18 protein-coding genes are annotated in these 19,293 nt (G+C 44.5%); 9 read left to right on the top strand and 9 right to left on the bottom strand.

Annotation, left to right across the window (positions count from 1 at the left end):
* Nucleotides 1-124 precede the first annotated feature (124 nt).
* From RT143_RS09650 to RT143_RS09625, 6 genes are all read left to right on the top strand, one after another.
* The gene (locus tag RT143_RS09650) at nucleotides 125-1,207 is read left to right on the top strand and encodes an ATP-grasp domain-containing protein (RefSeq protein WP_313092744.1); all 1,083 of its coding nucleotides are present in this window, start codon (nucleotides 125-127) and stop codon (nucleotides 1,205-1,207) included.
* Between the two features lie 29 nt (nucleotides 1,208-1,236).
* Complete coding sequence (locus tag RT143_RS09645) at nucleotides 1,237-2,436, top strand: phosphoribosyltransferase domain-containing protein (RefSeq protein WP_313092742.1); 1,200 nt, start codon at nucleotides 1,237-1,239, stop codon at nucleotides 2,434-2,436.
* An 89-nt stretch (nucleotides 2,437-2,525) separates the two neighbouring features.
* On the top strand, nucleotides 2,526-3,356 hold the full coding sequence (locus tag RT143_RS09640; RefSeq protein ID WP_313092741.1) for a hypothetical protein: 831 nt from the start codon (nucleotides 2,526-2,528) through the stop codon (nucleotides 3,354-3,356).
* Nucleotides 3,357-3,358: 2 nt separating this feature from the next.
* Nucleotides 3,359-4,498: a cysteine protease StiP domain-containing protein gene (locus RT143_RS09635; RefSeq protein WP_313092740.1), complete on the top strand. Its 1,140-nt coding sequence runs from the start codon at nucleotides 3,359-3,361 to the stop codon at nucleotides 4,496-4,498.
* A gap of 94 nt (nucleotides 4,499-4,592) precedes the next feature.
* On the top strand, nucleotides 4,593-5,564 hold the full coding sequence (locus RT143_RS09630) for an HpcH/HpaI aldolase/citrate lyase family protein (RefSeq protein WP_313092738.1): 972 nt from the start codon (nucleotides 4,593-4,595) through the stop codon (nucleotides 5,562-5,564).
* Between the two features lie 174 nt (nucleotides 5,565-5,738).
* Nucleotides 5,739-6,815, top strand: coding sequence for a WavE lipopolysaccharide synthesis family protein (locus RT143_RS09625; RefSeq protein ID WP_313092737.1), 1,077 nt, complete (start codon nucleotides 5,739-5,741; stop codon nucleotides 6,813-6,815).
* A 100-nt stretch (nucleotides 6,816-6,915) separates the two neighbouring features.
* Here RT143_RS09625 and RT143_RS09620 read toward each other — a convergent pair whose 3' ends face one another.
* From RT143_RS09620 to nadR, 7 genes are all read right to left on the bottom strand, one after another.
* Nucleotides 6,916-7,647 carry a glycosyltransferase family 2 protein gene (locus RT143_RS09620; protein ID WP_313092736.1) on the bottom strand — a complete coding sequence of 244 codons (732 nt, stop codon included), beginning with the start codon at nucleotides 7,645-7,647 and terminating at the stop codon, nucleotides 6,916-6,918.
* A complete protein-coding gene (locus tag RT143_RS09615; RefSeq protein ID WP_313092734.1) occupies nucleotides 7,638-9,212 on the bottom strand; it encodes an aminoglycoside phosphotransferase family protein in 1,575 nt (524 codons plus the stop codon). Before RT143_RS09615 ends, RT143_RS09620 begins: the two co-directional genes overlap by 10 nt.
* Before the next feature lie 46 nt (nucleotides 9,213-9,258).
* A complete protein-coding gene (locus tag RT143_RS09610; RefSeq protein ID WP_313092732.1) occupies nucleotides 9,259-9,630 on the bottom strand; it encodes an HAD family hydrolase in 372 nt (123 codons plus the stop codon).
* A 432-nt stretch (nucleotides 9,631-10,062) separates the two neighbouring features.
* Nucleotides 10,063-11,253 (bottom strand): hypothetical protein, encoded by a 1,191-nt coding sequence (locus RT143_RS09605; RefSeq protein ID WP_313092730.1) that lies wholly within the window; start codon nucleotides 11,251-11,253, stop codon nucleotides 10,063-10,065.
* A 153-nt stretch (nucleotides 11,254-11,406) separates the two neighbouring features.
* Entirely contained in the window at nucleotides 11,407-11,862 is a 456-nt protein-coding gene (locus RT143_RS09600; RefSeq protein WP_313092729.1) for an Mpo1 family 2-hydroxy fatty acid dioxygenase, read from the bottom strand.
* Between the two features lie 167 nt (nucleotides 11,863-12,029).
* Entirely contained in the window at nucleotides 12,030-12,776 is a 747-nt protein-coding gene (gene pnuC, locus RT143_RS09595; protein WP_203171590.1) for a nicotinamide riboside transporter PnuC, read from the bottom strand.
* A 107-nt stretch (nucleotides 12,777-12,883) separates the two neighbouring features.
* Complete coding sequence (nadR, locus tag RT143_RS09590; protein WP_313092728.1) at nucleotides 12,884-13,957, bottom strand: multifunctional transcriptional regulator/nicotinamide-nucleotide adenylyltransferase/ribosylnicotinamide kinase NadR; 1,074 nt, start codon at nucleotides 13,955-13,957, stop codon at nucleotides 12,884-12,886.
* Between the two features lie 442 nt (nucleotides 13,958-14,399).
* On the opposite strand from nadR, the gene RT143_RS09585 reads away from it, so the two are divergent.
* Nucleotides 14,400-14,621, top strand: a complete 222-nt coding sequence (locus RT143_RS09585; protein WP_096488610.1) for a PspC domain-containing protein — start codon at nucleotides 14,400-14,402, stop codon at nucleotides 14,619-14,621.
* Nucleotides 14,622-14,844: 223 nt separating this feature from the next.
* Here the strand turns inward: RT143_RS09585 and RT143_RS09580 are convergent, their stop codons facing one another.
* Together RT143_RS09580 and RT143_RS09575 are read right to left on the bottom strand one after the other, a co-directional pair.
* Nucleotides 14,845-16,383: a fumarate hydratase gene (locus tag RT143_RS09580; RefSeq protein WP_188875624.1), complete on the bottom strand. Its 1,539-nt coding sequence runs from the start codon at nucleotides 16,381-16,383 to the stop codon at nucleotides 14,845-14,847.
* A 150-nt stretch (nucleotides 16,384-16,533) separates the two neighbouring features.
* Complete coding sequence (locus tag RT143_RS09575) at nucleotides 16,534-17,406, bottom strand: rhomboid family intramembrane serine protease (RefSeq protein WP_313092726.1); 873 nt, start codon at nucleotides 17,404-17,406, stop codon at nucleotides 16,534-16,536.
* A 245-nt stretch (nucleotides 17,407-17,651) separates the two neighbouring features.
* Here RT143_RS09575 and RT143_RS09570 point away from each other — a divergent pair, with 245 nt between their 5' ends.
* Together RT143_RS09570 and RT143_RS09565 are read left to right on the top strand one after the other, a co-directional pair.
* The gene (locus RT143_RS09570) at nucleotides 17,652-18,332 is read left to right on the top strand and encodes an alpha/beta fold hydrolase (RefSeq protein WP_313092724.1); all 681 of its coding nucleotides are present in this window, start codon (nucleotides 17,652-17,654) and stop codon (nucleotides 18,330-18,332) included.
* A 166-nt stretch (nucleotides 18,333-18,498) separates the two neighbouring features.
* Nucleotides 18,499-19,293: ABC transporter substrate-binding protein (locus RT143_RS09565; RefSeq protein WP_313092723.1), on the top strand; the 795-nt coding region annotated here is incomplete at its 3' end.

The raw sequence follows: 19,293 nt of genomic DNA, 5'->3' as shown, positions 1-19,293 counted from the left end.
TTTATTTAGCAAGATAGATTAAAATTTTGCACCACCTGCTATATAATTCTTGATACACACTCAGCATGTTATATCTCAATGACAATCGATTACAGTTGTATGAAGATTTGCTAATGGAAGTTGAATGATTTTAAACCCCAGTAATACCCCATTTTCAATTTGGTTGGCAGAAGGGCAGTCAAGCCAGCGTGAGATGCTACTTGCCATGCAAGCCATGAAATGCCAATATAACTTACCCATGACCATCGTGGCATCCCATCGACAACCACGACCAGAAATCTTAAACTGTGCCGATATAGCGTACCCAGAGCCATCCGAGCCAAGTGAGCGGGTTGAGTTTGTACTTGCACAGGCCAAAAAACACAATAGCAAAGTGATATTGACAGGGCGCAATAGCCAAGATTACGAAGCCAGACGTCAAGACTTCAAAGCAGCCGGTATTCGGTTGTTGACAGGCGCAACTGACACAGCCACGCTTGAATTAATGGATGATAAAGCCGCTTTTACAGCTTTTTGCCAGCAACATGACATCCCTGTGGCAAGTGGCTGGCAGTTTGCTAATACAGATGAGTTAATGGCACTACTAGCGTTGCATGGTGGGCAGCCGTTATGTGTAAAACCCGTTAAAGGCATATTTGCGCAAGGATTTTGGCGACTCGATACGGGAGCGGTCGATGCGTGGGATAGTTTTGAGCATTTATACTTCACCGATGCTAAAAAAATTCATCTTGCACAATTTTTACACGCCTATAATAATAGCCAAATGGTAACTGACAAACCCATTGCCATGCTGCTGATGCCATATTTAGCAGGCAAAGAATATTCGATTGATGTGGTATGTGAGACGGGGGAAGTGTTAGCCGCAGTGACGCGCTATAAAGAAGGCAGTGAGCAGCATGTGGGCTATGACGAGGCAGTGATGGAACTTGTCAAGCGTCTGGTGGCAGCCCTAAAAGCCGATGGTATTGTGAGCATCCAAACCAAGGCTGATGAAAATGGGACGCACAAGGTACTGGAAATCAATAGCCGCGCATCAGGTGGGATTGGTTACACCGATCACGCCTTTGACAACGGCACGCTGAATTTAACCCAATTAGCTTTTGCCTATTGGTCAGGCTGTATTGCCAAACCGCAGTTGGCAGCGGTACATGATACCATCACCCCATGCATCGTGCGTCCGCTCATGACCAGTGTCAAAATCGGCTAACGGATAAAAATAACAGGATAATAGACGCCATGACCGAGCAAAAAACCATTTCGCTATCGCGTGGCGAGCTTACTTTACGTTATCAAACCACTGCTGATTATCAGCTTGATGATTTGTTGGGGTTTGCTGAGCGTATCAATCCCAAGCGCGCGTTTTTGTTTGTATCCAAAGTATTGGGGCGACATATTCCGGTATCCCCCGATAAGATGCGACAAGCCTTCACCCAGTTGGCGACTCTCATACCCGATGATTTGCCCGAGCCGATTGTGGTAATTGGTATGGCGGAGACCGCAGTCGGACTGTCGGCAGGGGTGCATCAAGTGCTGCAGGCACGTTATCCGCAAGCTATTTTGCTCAACTCGACGCGGCATGCACAGGCAGCAGAGCTTTTCACCACGTTTAGCGAAGATCATAGTCATGCCAGCGTGCATTTGATTTACCAAAGTGATGACAGCGCGCTACAAGCGAACGTTGAAAACGCCAAAACCTTGATTATGGTCGATGACGAAGCCTCCACAGGTAATACCTGCCAAAATGTGGTCAACGCCCTGCGTCAAGCAGGAATGAGTAAGCTTGAGCAAGTGCATTTGGCGACGCTAGTTGATTGGTCACTGGGCAAAAAACTTAGTAAGAAACTGGGCAAAACGGATAATAATATTTTTAATGACATTGCCTTTTTTCGCCATCATTTGCTCGCAGGAGATTGGACGTGGACAGATAGGGTGAATGCGCCCGCGGTTACCATGCCAAATGTGTCAACCACAGAGGCAGGCAGTCAGCCACTGCTGCCTACCGGCAATTGGGGTAGACAACCGACACGCGATAGTACATCGGGATTGGATTTTTTGCTGCAAGGTTTGCATCATACGCTTCGCCAAAGACAATTAACCCTAGCGTCATTCGCCCATCAAAAAATATTGGTACTGGGCAGTAATGAGTTTGTTTGGTTGCCGTTGTTGCTTGCCGAACGCTTGGCGCAATATCAAGCGGATGTCAAATTTTCTGCCTTGACGCGGTCACCTATCGCCATCCATGCTGATAGTGCCGTGACTAGCGTCATCAAGTTCTTTGATCATTATGGCTTGGGCATGACCAATTTTGTTTACAACGTGACGCCTGAAGCGTGGGATTGGGTGCTGTTGTGCGTGGAAACCCCCCAAGATAGCGTGGATGAGATTTGGCAGCGCTTTGATAATGTCATGGTAATTTCACCTAGCTCCGAAATCTGATGCCCAAAATCTGATACCTGAAGTCCGACAACCAAAACCCAATCAGCCGCCAAATCGATAAAAGTTAAGTTTGATAAAAGTGAGTGTGAATGACCGATTTTTTTAAACCCGAAGCCCGTTTTTTTGAATCAAAAGTCGCGCTAGTCAAGCCTTATGCGTTGATGGATTTGGATGATACTTTGTTTCAAACCCAGCGAAAAATTGCAGCTTGGCAATTGCCAATGGATGGGTTGGTGGCGGCGACCGTCGATAAGCAGAATGCGCCATTGAGCTTTTTGACCCCAAAGCAGCGCCATTTTTTTAATTGGTTATCCCAATCAACGGAGCTCATCCCCGTCACCGCAAGAGATACCACCGAGATTATGCGCGTCAAACTGCCGTTTGATAGTTGGCAAGTTTTGACCCATGGTGCAGTGATTGTAGCGCCATCGGGGCAGCTTTGTGCGCGTTGGCAGCGGCTAATGGCAGGGCAATTGGTAGCGCTACAACCTAAACTGACCCAGCTTATGGCGCGATTGGCAGGGTTTGAAGCGCTGCGCATAACCCCACATTATGAACACTTTATAGTAGACAATAACGCGACGGATTTGATGGTATATGTCGCCATCAAACATCGGCATAAAGACCACGATGCTTTGCTGCAGTTTGCGGCACAGCTGCCGAGCCTGCTAAATGAGGCGGCTGATTTGGGCGATGAGTTTTATATCCATGTCAATGCCAATAACTTGGCACTACTGCCGCACGTCGTCAACAAGCATCACGCGATGCGTTTTTTGCTCGATTATCATTTGGATAAAAGCCGTCCTTGTTTTGGTTTTGGTGATAGCTTGGCGGATTTGCCGTTTTTACAACTATTGGACTGGTATGGCACGCCCAATCGAGGGCAACTGCATGATGCTATCAGTCAAGGGTGTTTATAATCATGACAATTCAGGCTAATTTTTCGGGTAGTTATTTACCTTCTGAGGTTACCTTGCTGCTCGATATCGTCAGTGCTGATAGCGTCAATGATATCAGCCCAACGCAAAAAGAAGCGTTAATCCAATCAGGTCGGCGCCATTATTCAGATATGCTGACGCTCGAAAAACCGCCCAGCGCCACACATGAAGCCCTGTACAATCAAGCATTGGCGGCAGGCAAACAGCGCATGGCAAATGATGTCACAAGCCTTGCCTTTAGCTTATATCAGCTATTTCATGCTTTTGTGAGTGCTTCGCAGCCGCTGATATTGGTCAGTCTCGTGCGGGCAGGATTGCCGATTGGGGTCTTGCTACAAAAAGCGCTTAGTGATGCGTCTGCCAGCTATGCGTTAGCCAGTCAGCATTACGGGGTGAGTATCATCCGTGACCGCGGGCTTGACCCTGTTGCCTTGCAATATATTTTGCAGCAGCATCCCAATAGCCCGATTGTGTTTGTTGATGGTTGGACGGGTAAAGGGGCTATCTATGGTGAACTGCAACGAAGTTTAGCCCAAATCACTGATAAGCGGCAACAAGCGCAACTGTTTCACCAAGGTGAGGGGGTAATTCCACTGGTGACGTTGGCAGATCCTGCCGGGGTGGCTTGGCTATCGGCAAGTGAGGATGATTGGCTGATGCCCGCAAGTTTGCTCAATAGCACTGTCTCTGGGCTGATATCGCGTACCCTGTATCGTGAGCCCAGTGATGGACTGCACCAAGCAGTGTATTATGACCAATTACAGCCCTGGAATCGCAGTGGCGAGTTTATCCAAACCATTGATGCGCTGCGTCAGCAAACGCCCTTACCAACGCCGCTAACGGGCAGGTTATTGCCGACTTTTACCACCCAGTCTGTGATAGATGATTTAGCCGCGCGCTTTGCCATCAGCAATCGCAACCGTATCAAACCCACCATTGCCGAGGCGACCCGCGCGATATTACGGCGCGACCCTGAGTGTGTATTGGTCAATGAGATGGCAGACGGACAAGAGACGGCATTACTGCGTCATCTTTGTGAGGAAAAAAATATTCAAGTAATTGAAGATGCCAGTATTGCACCTTACCAAGCTGTCACCATTATTAAGAACAGAAGCCAAAATTAAGGACAGAAGCCAATGATAACCGCTTCTTTGCGCTCATCGACCTTGTTAACCGCCCATTTATCCTAACCGCTCTTTTACGCACATTGTACTTTTTATGACACTATTACACCCTGTAAATCATTTTTTGGCTGAACCCGTTCCCCCAACTATCAATCCCTACCAGTTGGGCGCAACCTTATATATGCCAGCCACGCGCCAAGATATTTGGCAAATTATTAGCCAGCAAAAATTGGCTGAAATTGACAGTATCGTGATTTGTTTGGAAGATGCGGTAAGTGAAAGTGAAATTCCTGCCGCGCTCGCAAACTTAAAGCAGCTGCTTGCAACATGGGCTCAGCACGCCCAGAGGCATGGTTTTGGTGATGAATCGCGCCCAATTTCACCGCGAGCCTCACGCCCGATGGTGTTTATCCGACCGCGCAACGCCTTGATGCTCAGCGAGCTTGCCAGTTGGCAGACGATTGCCTTAGTGGATGGCTTTGTGTTACCAAAAATCGATATGCAAAGCCTTGCCGATTGGCGATTGGCTTGTCAGGCATTGCCATCGACACAGTTATTGATGCCGACCCTTGAGACTCGGCTTATCTTTAACCCGATACACAACCAAGAACTGGCGCTAGCGTTTAGTGAAGGGTTTAGCCAGTCGATTTTGGCACTGCGTATTGGCGGCAATGATTTATTTGCCTCGCTGCGCTTGCGTCGGCCGTCCGATGTGACGATCTATCAAACCCCAGTCGGCATACTTATCTATCAGTTAATTGCGTGTTTCGTGCCGCAGGGTTTTTATTTGACTGCGCCCGTGTTTGAGTATTTGGATAAACCTGCCTTGTTTGCTGAAGAATTGCGGCAAGATGTCGCATTAGGACTGGTGGGAAAAACCATCATTCACCCTGAGCAAATTGCCGCAGTCAAACATGCTTTTTATGTCAATGACATAGAGCGCAGTCAAGCCACCGCGATTCTTGCCGCCGATGCCAAGGCGGTGTTCAAGCAAGACAACAGTATGCTTGAGCCAGCCACGCATCGCGCGTGGGCGACCAGTGTGATGCTGCGTGCCAATGTCTAAAAGCTAAGGTTTAACAGCCAAGGTCTAAAAGCCACTGTCTAACAGTTTGTTATATCAAAGTCAGATAACAAATCACTGACCGATAATTGAACAAAATTGCGGTATGATGACGGGTTAGCAGATAACAATAATTTATGATAACAATTTAATTGATAACCAGCATCATGGAAACCTATGCAAGCAAATACTCTCCCCAGTCAGTCAGTGACGGTTATTTTTCAAGGTGGTATCAACGTTCACCAGCTAGGGCAGGGCGGTGATGACGGCAGTGATTTTATGGCTAACGTCGCCAAAACCCGAGCAGCATTGCCCCATGCGACCATTGTATTATCGACTTGGGATACGCTTGCGTTGCCCACCGAGTTTGATAGCGCCGACAAATTGGGTATCGATCAGCTGATTTTAAACCCAGATCCTGGTGGTCTGCCCAATATCAAATTTGGCTACGACGCCCCTAACAACGTCAATCGACAAATCATCTCAACGCAAGCGGGTCTAAGCCAAGTCAGCACCGAATATGCGCTCAAACTACGCACCGATAGCTACTTGCTTAATGACAATCTACTACAATTTTATCGCTATTATACCCAGCAAGTAACGTTACATTCCCAGAGCCATTTATCCTCAAAAAGTAAAGGAACCGACTACTCGCCGATTGTAGTGCCGTCATTTTTTACCATCGACCCCAGCATGTTTGAGCATATGGCGTTTCATATCAGCGATTGGGCGCAGTTTGGCAAGACCGAGCGACTGCAGGCGTTTTGGTCCGCACCCTTGATGAGTAGAGACAATGCCACTTATTTTGAGTCGCATGCACAAGATATCGATGCCAAATTTGCGGACAATACCTTTCGCACGCGGTTGGCTGTCGAGCAGCATATTGCCAGTCATTATGCCAATCAAATCGGGTACGCTGCCACACCAAGCTACTACAATGAACTCAACGAGCAGATTTTAGATGCGCACAAGGCATTTTTGGCGAGTGAAGTAATTGTGCTTGATATGACAGACTACGGACTACGGTTACCCAAATACGAATGGACATTGACCGATGCTTTTATGGCGATGAACTGCATCAGCCATGATGACTGGTATCAGCTGTTTTATCAATATTGGTACCCCAACCAAGTTGACGAAACCCGCTTGGCGCATGCGGATGAACGAGCGGTGATGAAAAGTATTGCCGCGGCAGAGTTTTATCAAACTAGCCCAGTCGATCAACAGCAGATTTTCTCCCGTCTTTATCCCTAAATCATTCCTAAATCCGCTAAATAAAAAAGCTTACCCAACAGATGGTAAGCTTTTTTTTCAACAGTTAGACAATTAAACGCCAATTTTTAAACATCAACCTTTAAACATCAATCTTTAAACCGTGGGCTTTAAGCGCTTGGTATTCATCCGGCGTACCGCAAAAATCAATGTCATCCTCCGTGATTTTGACATAGCCAACCCTGCCGCCTTGTGCGATTAATAAATTATACATGGGGGCGATATAATATTCATTGTTAACCGTCAACTGTTGAGCAACCGCTTGTTGAAACAACGATAGATACTGCTGCTTGGATTTAAAATAATACAAGCCATCACTGCAAAGATTGGAGATACGCTGTTTTTCGGTGGTTTTAATCACCTTATCATCGTCATCGACGGCGATAAATGACCAATGGTCGCCTTCGCCTTCAAATACTTCTAAATAGCCATCAACAGACTCTACCCAGTCAGGTTTTTCAAACCCATAGCGAAAGGTATCGATGTTAAAAATATAAATCGGCTCATCGTCATCAATGCTAGTATCACCGAGTCCTAGCGCTACTGTTTCAGCTTGTCCTGCTGTCTCGTCATCAAGGGTATGAATCATAAAATTACGCACACCCAAACGCGTTAATCGCTCAGCAACAAATCGCGGGGTATCATATACATCGCGCACGATAAGCAAAAATAAATCGGTGCTAAAATAGCGCTCAAACGACTTGATTGCCAAATCAAACACAATGGTATCGGCAATCGACAATTGGTATTTTGGCACCTCAAAGCCTGCCTTAAAAAAACGACTGCTTAACCCTGCCATTGGAATTACGAACATGTCACGGCCTCCATCACATACATTTTGTATAAACGATACGCATTGAGCAGCATGGCGCGCTGGCGATCGGGTCTATCTGCGTGCAAGGGTAGCATGGATAAAAACAATAACACCACCGCTGGCATGATAGATTCTGTGGTCATGCCATTGACCCAGGTGCCGGCAAAAAATTCTTGCTGGATTTGCTCCAAACGCTTATCAATATCAAACCGTATATCGCTGCCGCTAGGGCTATCGATAATTTCATAACGCCCTGCGATGATAAAATCATACATACCAATCACAGAATGGGTGAGCTTTGCTAAATCGTAGCTTGCGTTGCCAAAAATACTAAAATTGCCGTTAGAATCCGTACCGCGTGGGTCAAAAACTTTTACCCGGCGACCGCGCATGTCATACATGATGTTGCTAAAACATAAATCGCCATGCATCACACTCACGGTGTTTGGCAGTGCCAAGGCTTTGTCGATACAGTCCTGCGCAATCTCTAGCGTACTGCCAAGCATCGTTTCATCATATATTACAGGTTTGTTCAAATCGACATCGGCGTCATCGGCATACGCATACAGCCGCTTTAAGGTTTTTTTATGGTACAAATCTTCGGCATACGATTTGGCAAACCCGGTTTCGATATGCCGATGCACGTCGGACTGATTGGCCATACTAAAAAATTCTTTTAATAACTGAAAAATATGTTGCCAAAATTCAGTAGTATTTAAGCCATGCACATACAACTCATTGAGCGGTAATAATGGCAAGAACTCTAAGCTATAACTAAACTGTCCGTCCACTTGCTGATAATCAATCAACTGCGGGGTAAAACGTCTGAGTGGCGCAGGAATATGGGTGTACCAATAAATTTCCGCTTCAATTTTGTTGTTGTCATCACTGCTTTTGGTGACAGTGCCTTCACGAATCTGCAGTGAATTAAAGGCTCGTTCGGTGGTCATATTGGCGCGGGCATGAATATAATGGACAAAATTACTGCAATCATAATACGGCTCAATTTTTACCGATTTCATTGCGATAGCTTGTTGATACAAATAAATCGCCCGTACAAAATTTTTCTTACTAATCGCTAAGGCTTTAATCAACTCCAATCGTGAGGAAAAGGCAAAATAGCCAATCCAATCGGTGGGACTTTCCTTCACTTTTTTGGTTTGCTGCCAGTCGTATTGGCGCGTTTTATCCGACACGCCAATACAATCTGAGCAATCAACTAACTGGGGTAAAAATACATCCCCTTGGATGATACGAATATGTTGGTAAGATTTATCAATGGCTAGATTAAGCACATATAAAATGGTCTCAGCCAATGCCAAATTTTCAGCGATTGTCACCACTTCAATGGGTAAAGACTCAATCACCGCTTTTTCATTGATGGTCAAAGTATAAGCTTCAGGTAGTGACAATAGAATTTTTTCATGGGGGAATTGTTGGCGTACCACATCGACTTGCAGCTGTAATAGTTTTTTATTACCGATGGGTAGCATGCAAGGCGGAATACGCCCAATTTCTGCTTCAAATTCAGCATTGACATAGGAAGAGGCATTAATGAGTATCATGGCGTTAAATTACCTTAAATGTCGTTATTGTTGTTTTTATTTTTTATTAAGGTGTTAAATCAAGCAGCTGGCAAATCTCTGCATAGCTTAACTTGACCAATTCGTCGGGTCGAATAGCTTTGTCATCCACATAAAATCCTTCAAAGCCGCACCAAGGTTTACCTACATATAATTCATCATATGGGATATCATGTCGTCCTAGCCAATCGATGATAATTGGCAACGTGTTTTTATTAATAGCGCCAATATTGCCTTGATAGGTGCGCATATTGCGACTGGTATTGATGATAATTGTAAACCCTTGTCGATGGTATTCTCTAAGTTTTTCGACAACTTCGGTGATAGGTTGGGCATTGGCATAGTCGCCGTTTTGGGTGGTGCATAGGGTGTCATCTAGGTCAAAGATTAGCCGCTTCATTGTTGTTATGTTCCTAATATGGCAGTGATAGACTTAAACTAAAAATTTTTGTATTTTTAATAAAATCAAGTATTTGATTGTTATTTTAACTTCAATACCTTAAAACGAATCCCTACCAAATGATATTACTTATTCATTACTTATTGTAATTTTAGGTAAGAATGCGAGAAAAAAATCGATTATAGTGCTTAATCACAATGCTTAACATTGGCTGGAACGCTTTTAACCAATCGATCAATCGATGTTGACAATTTTTGAGAATACGCCATAGCACGAAAAATGTAGTAAAAAGCGGGTGAGGGCCTGACGAATCTAAATAATATAGGCTGTGATTTAATGAAAGATTGGCTTTTATTAACGATGAGCTAACAGGCTAAAAGATTAAAAGGCGAAACAACAGTAAGCAAAAACCAGTAGCAAAGATTCTAAAATTTATTTGATAGCGACGTAACTATGGACTTTGTACATACGACCCAGCGCGTTTTTCCAGCCACGGGCATAGGGCATAAAGGCTTGGCAATGATCTAAGTGATAGCCATAGCCTGCATTGCCATACGCCATCAAAAAACTGCCATCCAAAAAGCCTGATTGTCCTATGACAAAGCCATTACCTTGATTAAATCGCGCTTCAGCACCGTTACCGAGCAAGGTGGCATTGATTGCGGTATAGCCGTGGCCTTGATTGTGGTTGGCATTGGCGTGGGTGATATCGATACTGGCGTGATGACGCGCAAAATAGCCACCGACCACGTTTTCATTGCCAAGACTGCGATTGGCCAAAATACGCCCGCCATTGTCGGCAAAATAGCCATAGCCATAATTGCGAAAGGCATTGGTACGTCGGTTGATGCTATTGCAGCTTAGCATGCCATTGTGCAGCGCCAAAAAGCCATGTTTGTTTTCGCTGGCACTGGTATCATGGCACCACATAGAGCCATTGGTGAGCGCATAAAACCCTGCGATATGGTTGTGCGCAGACACACTGTTATCGGCATTGATAAAGCCGCTGGATTCCGCGCAAAATCCAAAACCCAACTCTTCATCCAAATGCGCACAGTGATACGCCTCGCATTGCTGGGCATCTATCGAGCCCCCATACGCGAAAAATCCGACATCCCCCGCAAACTGTACAATCACCCCAGGCTCACAGCGGATGCTTGAGCCAAAGCGGGCGGCAACCCCATAATAAAACTTATTGATACGGACCTTTGACCCCACGAGCACTTGGCTATTGTAATTGCACATGATACCGGCACCATAGCCTTCATCTTGCCACTGTCCATAGCCCAAAAACGCCTTAGTGCCATTGATAGTCATGCCATCGATTTTAAAAATACCATTGCCCCGCTGCATCAAAAAGCCACAGCGGTTATGGGCATCATCAAAATGTAATTGCACCTTATCAGGATTGTCCAAATTGCCAATAATCTCTACCCGATCACTAAAAAAATCAATTTCAACTTGGCTTAAATAATACTCGCCATCGGCAATTTTGATTTGGATAAAGCCTTTATCACCCAAGTTATTTAATTGGCTTTTACAATAAGCCAAAGCCGCATGAATAGTCGGGAATGTTTGCGGCACGTCAATACGTTGCCAGCGGTTGGATGCTTTTTTAATCATAATAACAACAAGGTAACAAGTGATATGGCACTCAAAATGAGTAGGTCGACCATACATCGCCAAAGAACCTAGCGATAGTCAAAGCCATTGCAGTTATTATCTAGGAAATAGCCGCTGTAATATGTTGGGTTTTCTTAGTGAATATGAAGTTTTTTATGACGTTTTAGGTTTTGCCAATTTTTCACTCAATGAATTCGCGACCCAGGCAGGACCAATCAACAAAAATTGTAAGTCTTCAAAAAATGACGGTTTTTTGCCTTCAATTTTGTGACCGACAAATTGCCCAATCCACGCTATCACAAATACGCCAAAATAAAACTTAAACCCAAATGGCAAGATAGCAATCGCTGCCAAGCAAAACAGCACAAACATGCCCATAGCAATAAATAATTGGGTAGACAGACGTAGATAAAACAGCATTACCAAAGCAATCAATACCAACGTAAACGCCGCCTGCCATGACATTCCCATGCCTAAGATACTGGCAAAAATCGTCGGCACGCACAGCCAATGAATTTTTTTATTGATGGGATGTTGGTGGCTCACGGCGTAGTCAGCCAGCCAGCTTTGTAGGGATTTTTTTGAATGAAGCAGGGTCACGCTTGCCATAATCTTCTTCCTTAAAGATAATAAAGACAATAAAAAAAATTGCTGATAAAAAATGGGTGTGAATCCCATCAGTTACCACTGAATCGTATCACACCCTAGTCGTTTGTCAAATCAGCGAATTTACACTGATAGGTTTTGATATCAATAACTTTTGATATTAATGGCTACTAGGCTAAGCCTTTGGCTTTTTGCTCACTGCGATACCATTCATACAGCCCCACAAACGCATTGATTTGATACACCATGGTTTGAATGGCAAAAATATAATTTTGCGACATCAAGTTGACAATCAGCCAGACAAAATTCACCGCAATCCATAACCACCAGTTGAATGAATAGCGTAAAATCATCGTGGCTTGCGCTGTGATAGATAGCACAAATGCCAACACATTAATCCAAAAAAAATCAATTACGCCCAAAAATTTACTGCCATCGTTGGCGACCACGCCATAACCCATCGACGCTAGCCAATTATTGACAGTTGGAAATAATGCCAAGCCAATCGCGATAAAGGCAATGGTTACCAACCACACAATTTTATTGGCTGATTTGGGAATCATATTGCCATCGCCATCGGTATTTTTTGACCAATAAAAAATGCCATATAAATGGGTAAAAAAGTTAAACAGCGGCGCGAGCATCAAACCCACCGCACCCGCGGTTCCCTGTACAATGGTTTCACCTGCCGTTGCCAACATACCAAAGCCATTACCTGCGATATTGCGGCGAAAGCTCAGCGATACCACACACAATAGCCCGATAAAAGACACCCCCAAATAAAACCAGTCTAACGCTCGATGTTCTGTGGTTAACCAAAAACCGGTACCCAGTGCAATTATCCCAAAAAAGAACCATGCCACCGTCCATTCTTGTGCCCATTCACCAGTAATTTTATCCAAAATTGCAATTCGCATTTCGCCTCCAACAGTCATTACAACCATGACAACATTTTTTAATTAAGCTTCAAAAAATAAAACCAAAAATTTTTAGTATATTTACCAAGCATGTCTAGAAAATTATTTTATGCCTCGATATCTTGATAGTGGTGAAAAATGTGCGCATCAATAAGCGCAATCGCATCCAAGAATCGCTGATGATAGTCTGGACTATCAATAAACAGCGGCGCAATATGATGACGGGCAAAGATTTGTTTTAAACGATTTTCAAAACGCTCACGCTGGGACTCGCTGCCTAGAGAGCGCATCCCATCAGCGACCCAAGGGGTGTTATTGGCAAGCATCAAGGTATAATCTAAGCGAAACTCATCGATACAGGCGGTCAAAAACGGGTGGGTACGCCCTTCATATTCTTCACAGAATGCTTGCGTGGTCACAAAATCTGTATCCACCAAAGTGATTGGGGCAGGGGCAAAGCGTTTGGCGGCGCGTATCGCTTGTTCATGGTCAGTTGCCATGAGCGGATAGTCATCGTATTGCATACCAAGCTCAGTACCGCCCAAATCGGTTTGCACAAACAGCCGTCCCATTTCTAAGCCATAGCTTGCACCATAATAGTTGGCTAACTTATGCAGTAGTGTGGTTTTACCTGAGCTTTCACCCCCCACCAATGCCACAGTTTTGGTGTAGTCACCTCGCGCTTGCGGATGAATGGCTGACCAATACAGCGCGGGGTTATTGTGAATCTTGCGGCTATCAAAGCCGTGCTGGCGTGGCGTCGTCACCACCGGTAAATGTAAATCATAATCGACAAACGGATGGGTTTCATCCATAAACACCACAGGGGCTACTGTCTCTGTGTCATGGCTAGACGCGCTCAACTTGGGATAACGTTGTTGCAAATCCGCTAATACCGTATTGACTTGTTCAACGCTCAAATCTTGATAATTGTCTTCATACGAGGGGGTTACCAAATCAGGTAAAATCTCTATATGCACAAATGGCAAATCAGCAAATGCCATGGTCATCCAGCGCGCTTTATCTTTCAAATCAATGAAAAAATTTGGATTTGGCGCAGGGTGAGCGTTAATAAAAATATATAAATCTTTGACTTGCCCAGACGCATGTAAAATCGTTCTTACATGTCCTAAATGCAGCGGCTCAAAATGTCCAATAATGATACCCACATCTTGCATCATGCTTTCCTCAATACTTTATCATGGTTTTTTTAACTATTTTTTATCGACTTGATTTTTTGATTACTTGGATAGATATCCCTAGTAAGGATATAAAGTAACGCTATGATAATCGATTAGCCGCTACGAAGTTACAATCGTTTGTAACGCTAGTATCACAATTTGTAAGAATCGGTGCACACACGCTACCAAACACATTATATAGGAGCGATAATACTGCTCGTTATAGTCACTCATGATAATAATGCTGTAGAAAAAGTTACTAAAAGAAACATCATTCTACGTTTTGTCACCCAACTACACCCTGCATTTGCTTATAATAAGTCATTACCAAAACATAGTATCTTTAACCAATAATTTTAGCTAACGGCGTTAAGTTTTAAAGATGTTAGGTTTTAACTAAGTCGTAAATGGTTTTCTTTATTTCTAACAGGTAAAAAATTGAATGGCAAATAAACTGGTGAAACTTCATCGTTCTCAGAATCATCGTATGATTGCAGGTGTGATGGGGGGTATTGCAGAGTATCTAGGCTGGAATGTAACATTGGTGCGTTTGTTGTTTGTGATTATCTCAACGGCAAGTGTCGCAGTACCAGGAATTTTGATATATATCGTGTTATGGATTGTCATGCCAAATGCTACCCAAAATTCCTATCGTACGGTTTGATGGGTGTATAGGTGTATTTGTATAACCGTCAAGTAGCAAAAAAACAGCCAAAAAAATTAAAAATATTATGAATAATAACAATTAGCTATAACAATAACTATAAACTTCTCCACTTTTCCTCCTGCCCAGATACTACATTATCTGGGTATTTTTTTAACCTAAAAAAAAGCCTTAAGGGAATGCTTAAGGCTTTTTTTTATATTAAAAATCTTGAAAAAATTGACTAAGGCACAAAACGCACAGGCTCGGCAATCACTTGCTGGGCGCGTTCAGCGACTTTATCAAAGCGGTGGATACTGTTACCTTGGTTGTCCACAGCGACGGTCACCGGCATATCTTCTACTTCAAACTCATAAATCGCTTCCATACCTAGCTCTGGGAAGGCAAGTACTTTAGCGCCTTTGATAGCTTTCGATACCAGATAAGCGGCACCGCCCACTGCAATCAGATAAATTGCGCCATGTTTGGCAATGACTTCACAGGTCGCAGGGCTACGCTCGGATTTACCAATCATTCCAATCAAGCCTTGATCCAAGATTGTATCGGTGAATTTATCCATGCGCGTTGAGGTGGTGGGACCTGCCGGACCGACCACTTCATCGCCCACTGCATCGACAGGACCGACATAATAAATAAAGCGATTTTGTAAATCCACGGGTAGCGCTTCGCCTTTGGCAAGCATATCGACCATGCGTTTATGGGCAGCATCACGACCCGTTAAGATTTTACCACTAAGTAGTAAGGTATCACCGATGTTGAACTGACCTAAAGTTTCTTTGGTTAAGTCGTTAACATTGACTTTAATCACATCATCGGAGCCAAAGGACACTTCTGGCCAATCTGATAGTGAAGGTACCGGCAAGGCAGCTTCCCCTTGACCGTCTAGGGTAAAGTGAATATGACGAGTCGCCGCACAGTTTGGAATCATGGCAACGGCTTTGCTTGCGGCATGGGTAGGGAAATCTAGTACTTTCACATCCAGTACCGTAGTCAAGCCGCCAAGACCTTGGGCGCCAACGCCAAGCTCGTTCACTTTGTCATACATATTGAGACGTAAGCGCTCAACACTATCAAGCTCGGCGCCGCTTTGGGCTTTGGCTTGTAAATCATGAATATCGATGTGTTCCATGAGTGAGCGCTTGGCAAGCATCATGGCTTTTTCTGGCGTGCCGCCGACACCGATACCTAAAATACCAGGTGGGCACCAACCTGCCCCCATTTGTGGGACGGTTTTTAACACCCATTCTTCAATCGAGTCCGAGGGGTTTAGCATCGCAAATTTTGCTTTGTTTTCTGAACCGCCACCTTTTGCGGCACAAATCACATCAACTTTGTCACCCGGTACCACGCTCATATGCACCACCGCTGGCGTGTTGTCTTTGGTGTTTTGACGTTTGCCAATTGGGTCTACTAGGATGGATGCCCGTAGTGGGTTGTCGGGATTGTTGTAAGCACGGCGTACCCCTTCATTAACCATGTCTTCAACGCTCATCGCTGAGCCTTGCAAGTCCCATTGCACGTTCATACCGATATCAAGGAACACCACCGCACTACCAGTATCTTGGCAAATCGGACGATGACCCATCGCTGACATACGGCTATTGGTGAGGATTTGCCCCATGGCGTTTTTGGCAGATTGGTTGGTTTCTTTTTGCCACGCTTCATATACAGCATCAACGAAGTCTTTTGGGTGATAATAACTGATGTATTGAAAGGCGTTGGCGATAGAATTGATAAAGTCGTCTTTCTTGATGACGGTCATTGGCTAGTCCTTTTCACTGGCTAAATAGTGGCGCTATTATAGCATTGTCACTTGCTAGATTGGCAAACAAGATTGGCAAAAGGGCGCAGGAATAACCGTTTTACAAGATTAACCCCTAAAATTTTTATCCTGTTAAAAAATTATTAACAGTTAGTGGATAATACTTGGCAATGCATGATTGAGTAATTGCATAAAACTGCTATGTAGCCAGCCATACATCGCCATAAATCCCACTATCAACACTACATAGCTTGCGGTGATGATTTTACCCTTTAACACAACTAAAGAAGGCGGCATGAATGGGGCAGTACTGCCAAAGATTGGTCCATCGCCAAGATGATTGAGTTGCCAAGATGTGACATTGGCTTTATGGGCGAATAGCTGCTGCTGGCGGATAACGCGATACTGCATGACGTACACCATACCCAGCAAGCCACCTATAATTGCACCGCCCACATGACTGGCATTATCGATACCGCCCACCAAAAAACCATAGCCCAAATTAATCGCCATCACTATCAGTAACGAGCGAAAATTTAACGCAAAATTATTGAACGAGGTTTTGGTTAGCGCTGTCACCAATAGCGCCATCCCAATGCCCATGATACCACCTGACGCACCGGCACTAATAATCGGCGGCTCACCTGCCATCACGCTATGCAAACCCAAAAAGTTATTGAGCAAATTGCCGCCAACACCTGATAACAAAAACAACGCTAAAAAATTGACAGCGCCAAACATCCGCTCTGCCACTTGTCCAAAATAATATAAAGCAAACATATTAAACAGCAAATGCATAAAACCAATATGCAAAAACAAGCTGGTCACCAATCGCCACGGCGCTTCACCCAGTGAAAAGGGTAAAAAATTGGCACCCCAAGCAATTAACGATTGGTTGGTGGGATTGGTCGGATTGACGCCAAAAAATAGCTGTAAGGCAAACACCCCAACACAAATTACCACCAACGCCAACGTGATAGGATAATGGTGTAAAGCTTGTTGGATTGGGGATTCAAATGCCATAGCGCGCCTTATGTAAACCAATTTAAGTGTAAGCCAATTTAAGCCAAAAGTTCAAAAGAAAAAAGCCTGTATAAAATCATTATCATCAATTCACAAATCGCAATTATAGTATGAAATGGTAACAATGTTTTGCAAACTCGTTTGCTGAATGCAAAAAATGATAAGCTAAGCGGGCGGCATTTTCGCCAAATTTTTAGCATCATAGATAAAAATTATAGATACAAATCATAGATACAAAAGGATTTATGATAAAACGCCAACCCAAACCGCTTGTCATCCTCATTCACGGCTTGCACATGCATGCCTGGGCGATGCGACCGCTTGCCAAAAAACTCAGCAAACTTGGCTACGAATGTCACAGGTTTGGGTATTTTAGCGTCGCGCATAATCTTGCCAATCATAGCCGCCGTTTGCACCGCTGGCTGACCAAACATGAAAAAGCGGGTGTGCCAATTTATTTGGTCGGTCATAGTCTGGGTGGGCTGGTCATTCGAGACTTTTTGCAGCGCTACCCACAGTGGCAGATTACTCGCTGTGTAACACTTGGGACACCGCATAATGGCAGCATCAGTGCCAATAACATCGTCAAAATCCTGCCCAAATTCGTCGGTCGCTCGTATCTGCAGGGGCTAGATGGCAATGCGCCTGCACTCAAAGATGCAGTGCAGCTAGGTAGTATTGCGGGGATTCGTTCGGTGGGGCTTGGCAAAGTGGTATTGCCCCGTAACCGTGAGCTTACCAAGCTTGAGCCGCATCTGCAGCCCAATGACGGCACGGTATTTGTGCATGAAACCCAGCTTGCCGCTGCCAAAGACCATATCATCGTCAATGCGTCCCATACGGGATTACTGATAAATGATGAAGTGGCGATACAAATCCATCATTTTTTGCAACAAGGGCATTTTTTGCATACAAAAAAATGTTGAAAAAACTAGGGTTAAAAACCCATCAATTCAAAGTTTTTTTAAGAAATACGTTGGGGCAAAATGCTATAATCATCCAAAGTTTTTTAGGCGCTCTATTGAGCGATGATGTATTTAGCCATAATCCATTGAGCGATGGTCAGGCAAAGCTGTTGAAGAAGGTTAAGCTGTGTTGAAAGCAAGTGATGGGATGGATTGTATGATGGGTCATAAGGTGCGTACCAATGTCAATGCGCAATCATCCACCATCAGCGCTTTGTTGATTGCCTCGGTGAGTATATCGGGTGCGTTAACTGCCTGTAGCCCGTCATCGACTAAGCCATCCACAACGTCACAATCGGCTTCGACCACCGCTTCGAGCGCTAATGGCAATAATGCCAGTAACACCAATGCGACACCAAATGCAAGTTTTGCGAGTACAACTGCAGCAGTGCCCAATCAACTCACGATTTACACCTCCATTGACAAAGCGGCGCTTGAGCCGTTATTAACTAGCTATGCTAGGCAAATCAATGTGCCGATTCATATCGTGCAAGATGAGCCAATGTCAATTTTGGCAAGGTTAAAAGCAGAAGGTGCCAATAGCTCTGCAGATGTGATTTTGACTGAAGATGCGGGTATTTTTAGTACCGCAGTCGAAGAGGGGCTATTACAACCCTTTAATGCCGAAAAAGCAGTGGCGCATGTCCCAGAGCGTTACCGCGATCCTGATGGCAATTGGATTGCGTTATCTAGCTACGCGCGTACTGCGGTGTATGATAGTCGGGTACTCCATACCAATGATATCTCAAGCTATGCCGACTTGTCTAAACTAAAATGGTCACAAAAACTGTGCCTAAGCCAAGGCAAATACATCCCTAATCAGTCACTGGTGGTCAATCTCATCAATAATCTGGGTGATAAACGCACCCAAGAAGTGATGCAAGGCTGGCTTGCCAATCTAAGCGTGCCCGTGCTACTTGAT

It is taken from the genome of Moraxella sp. CTOTU48268, from assembly GCF_032069585.1.
GTDB classification, from domain to species: domain Bacteria; phylum Pseudomonadota; class Gammaproteobacteria; order Pseudomonadales; family Moraxellaceae; genus Faucicola; species Faucicola cinerea.
Note: the sequence above shows the minus strand (reverse complement) of the source record. Positions and strands in the feature narration are given on the sequence as shown.

Coding starts and splice junctions, on each gene's coding strand:
- RT143_RS09620 (WP_313092736.1), bottom strand. CDS start 7,647: ATGTTCGTAATTCCAATGGCAGGGTTAAGCAGTCGTTTTTTTAAGGCA.
- RT143_RS09575 (WP_313092726.1), bottom strand. CDS start 17,406: ATGGCATTTGAATCCCCAATCCAACAAGCTTTACACCATTATCCTATC.
- nadR (WP_313092728.1), bottom strand. CDS start 13,957: ATGATGCAAGATGTGGGTATCATTATTGGACATTTTGAGCCGCTGCAT.
- RT143_RS09640 (WP_313092741.1), top strand. CDS start 2,526: ATGACCGATTTTTTTAAACCCGAAGCCCGTTTTTTTGAATCAAAAGTC.
- RT143_RS09605 (WP_313092730.1), bottom strand. CDS start 11,253: ATGATTAAAAAAGCATCCAACCGCTGGCAACGTATTGACGTGCCGCAA.
- RT143_RS09650 (WP_313092744.1), top strand. CDS start 125: ATGATTTTAAACCCCAGTAATACCCCATTTTCAATTTGGTTGGCAGAA.
- RT143_RS09630 (WP_313092738.1), top strand. CDS start 4,593: ATGACACTATTACACCCTGTAAATCATTTTTTGGCTGAACCCGTTCCC.
- pnuC (WP_203171590.1), bottom strand. CDS start 12,776: ATGCGAATTGCAATTTTGGATAAAATTACTGGTGAATGGGCACAAGAA.
- RT143_RS09635 (WP_313092740.1), top strand. CDS start 3,359: ATGACAATTCAGGCTAATTTTTCGGGTAGTTATTTACCTTCTGAGGTT.
- RT143_RS09625 (WP_313092737.1), top strand. CDS start 5,739: ATGCAAGCAAATACTCTCCCCAGTCAGTCAGTGACGGTTATTTTTCAA.
- RT143_RS09570 (WP_313092724.1), top strand. CDS start 17,652: ATGATAAAACGCCAACCCAAACCGCTTGTCATCCTCATTCACGGCTTG.
- RT143_RS09580 (WP_188875624.1), bottom strand. CDS start 16,383: ATGACCGTCATCAAGAAAGACGACTTTATCAATTCTATCGCCAACGCC.
- RT143_RS09600 (WP_313092729.1), bottom strand. CDS start 11,862: ATGGCAAGCGTGACCCTGCTTCATTCAAAAAAATCCCTACAAAGCTGG.
- RT143_RS09645 (WP_313092742.1), top strand. CDS start 1,237: ATGACCGAGCAAAAAACCATTTCGCTATCGCGTGGCGAGCTTACTTTA.
- RT143_RS09585 (WP_096488610.1), top strand. CDS start 14,400: ATGGCAAATAAACTGGTGAAACTTCATCGTTCTCAGAATCATCGTATG.
- RT143_RS09610 (WP_313092732.1), bottom strand. CDS start 9,630: ATGAAGCGGCTAATCTTTGACCTAGATGACACCCTATGCACCACCCAA.
- RT143_RS09615 (WP_313092734.1), bottom strand. CDS start 9,212: ATGATACTCATTAATGCCTCTTCCTATGTCAATGCTGAATTTGAAGCA.